The organism is uncultured Campylobacter sp. (assembly GCF_937997405.1).
Taxonomy (GTDB): domain Bacteria; phylum Campylobacterota; class Campylobacteria; order Campylobacterales; family Campylobacteraceae; genus Campylobacter_B.
The window spans coordinates 1-2,451 of record NZ_CALKTL010000152.1 but is presented as its reverse complement, the minus strand read 5'-3'; the positions used below and the strand labels follow the sequence as shown (position 1 = coordinate 2,451).

The window sequence follows — 2,451 nt, the reverse complement described above, 5'->3', positions numbered from 1 at the left end:
ACGGGCACCAGAAACGGGGGTGGGGGGCTGGGGGGTTAGCTGCTTTTTTAGTTGGTTGCGGCGATGATACCGAGGTAAAGACCAAGGAGTATTACGACGCTCATCTGGACGAAGCCAAAGAGGTTTTAGCAAAGTGCGATTTCAATACCCTTAAAGATGGAAGCAACTCATATAAAAATTGCGTGAACGCGAAAGAATCGGTCAATGACATAAAAGTTATGACGGTAGAATACTATGAAAAGCATATAGAGGAAGCTAAAGAAGTAGAAAAGAATTGTGATTGGGATAAGATAGAAGAAGGAAGCAAAATGCACAAAAATTGTGAAAATGCAAGTAAGGGGTTAGAAGAATATAGATTTAATGAGCGTAAAAAATATTTTACTGGAGGGCATAAGTAAAAAAACCATAGACTTGTGATAAACACGTTAATTTTATATTAAAATTATTCTTACGCCTTATGCTTAAGTTCATTTTAATTTACTCTGCGCCTTAGGTGCAGGGTAAATTTGCCCTCCACGGCGCTGAATTTTGTGGTAAAAATCTCGCCCGCGAAACGATACGGCGCGAAATTTTGCTTTACGAATTTTAGAATTTCAAATTTTAGAATTCCAAAGCCTGCGAGCTTTTGGCTAGCACAGAAAAGAGTTGCAGGCTTCGCGGCATCTTGAAATTTAATCATTTTAAAATTTACGCCACGCGGCTAGTCTAAATTTCACTCGGCGGCGGTTTGCGCGGCGCACTAAATTTAACCTCGCTCGCACTTCTTATCTGTGCCCTAGTCTAAATTTAAAATTTCAAATTTGCGGCGACAGTTCGTGCGGCGTGAGGCAACTCCCCATATACAACGTCTCGGCTTACGTTATTAAATTTAAAGAAGCGACAGCGTCTTTCTCGCGCTATATTGTTTCAAGTCGTACGGCGGCGTTGTGCGTTAAATCTTAAATTTACGTGCTGGGCGGCGGGAAGGCAGCATTTGCCCCGTAAAATTTTAACTTTCGCGCACCGGGCGACGGCTAGGTGCCATTGCTCACATGCTGTTGCGAAGCTGCTTCTAAATCGCCGAGTTAAATTTTAGCGCGCCAAAATTTTAGTCTATGCGGCGCGATTTACGAAACGACGAAATTTTGAGTCTGCGCTGCGATTTATAGTGCATCAAAATTTTAACTTGCGCAGAGCAATCCACCACGTATCTAAATTTTAAGTCGCGTAGTGCGATCCGCGATGAACAGGAATTTTAATTTGACGTGATTTATGACGCACTGGAATCCCAACCTGTGCTACGGATCTACGACGCACGGGCGCGTAGCCTAGTCGATTGCTCGCATCGCATCAAGCCGCTTTAAAAACAGTTCTACTTTGCGCAGCTGCGCCGCATCTAGCGCCCTGCCCGAGTAAAAATACTCCACGCTGTTGCCGTTTGGATAGTAAATTTTACCGCCGTCCTCGCCGCACCCTCCTGCGTCCTGCTCGCTGCGAGCGCTTTTATCGACCCCCTCGTCTTGCTTGCTCTTACCCTTTATGCTCTGTCCGCCGCCCTCACCTCGCCCTTCCGCTTTAAATTTACCGACTTGCGTAGATGAATTCGTATCAAATTTTACGCCGCTGTCCGCGTTAAATTTAGCCGCACGCGAGGGCAAATCCTCGATGCTAGCAAGCTTTAGCCCTCCGCCTAGCTCGCTTGCAAGGCGGTTTAGCGTGCCGTCTATGCCGTCGATGATGCGCACGTGCGGAGGCAAAATTTCGCGCAAAACGTCCTTGAAATAGTTAAAATGCGTGCAACCAAGCACGAGCGAACCGAGACGCTCAAGCTCAAATTTGCCCAGCTCCTCCCGCAGATACGCCCGAACTGCGGGCGAGTCAAACTCCAAATCCTGCGCAAACTCCACGAGGCGAGGTAGCGGCAGGCTCCACGTCTCACACTCCAGCCGCCCCACTAGGCGCGCGAGCTTTTCGCCGGCGATCGTTAGCGGCGTGGCGATGAGCAGCGTCGGGCGCGCGCCGAAGCTGTCCGCAGCGAGCTTGACGGCAGGCTCCATGCCGATAACCGGCACGCTAAATGCGCCGCGAAGCTCCGAGATAGCCGCGCTCGTGGCGGTGTTGCAAGCAACGACGACCGCGTCCGCGCCGCGCGAGACCAAAAATCCCACCGCATCGAGGCTCAGCCGCACGATCTGGACCCTGCTTTTCGTGCCGTAGGGGACGTGATCCTCGTCGGCAAAATACAAAAACTCCGCCCCGCTAAACCGCCGCAGAGCCTCAGCTAGCACGCTCAGCCCGCCGATGCCCGAGTCAAAAAACGCTATTTTCAAATCTTTATCCAAGGTTAAATTTAATGCGCGATTATAGCTCAATCCAGGTAAAATTTAAATTTTGAGCGGGCTTGGCGGATCCGCGGCCGTTAAATTCTCGCCGCCTTGTTAAAATTCGCGATAAATTTAATCAATTTCTTAG

At 49.1% G+C, this 2,451-nt stretch carries 3 protein-coding genes; 1 reads left to right on the top strand and 2 read right to left on the bottom strand.

The genetic code is table 11. The annotated features are described in order from the left end of the window. The coding region (locus tag Q0372_RS08345) for an EexN family lipoprotein (protein ID WP_298104799.1) at nucleotides 1-398 on the top strand (398 nt) is incomplete at its 5' end. Nucleotides 399-472: 74 nt separating this feature from the next. Here Q0372_RS08345 and Q0372_RS08340 read toward each other — a convergent pair. Next, a complete protein-coding gene (locus Q0372_RS08340) occupies nucleotides 473-679 on the bottom strand; it encodes a hypothetical protein (RefSeq protein ID WP_298104798.1) in 207 nt (68 codons plus the stop codon). A 628-nt stretch (nucleotides 680-1,307) separates the two neighbouring features. Beyond that, on the bottom strand, nucleotides 1,308-2,309 hold the full coding sequence (murI, locus tag Q0372_RS08335; protein ID WP_298104797.1) for a glutamate racemase: 1,002 nt from the start codon (nucleotides 2,307-2,309) through the stop codon (nucleotides 1,308-1,310). Nucleotides 2,310-2,451 lie beyond the last annotated feature (142 nt).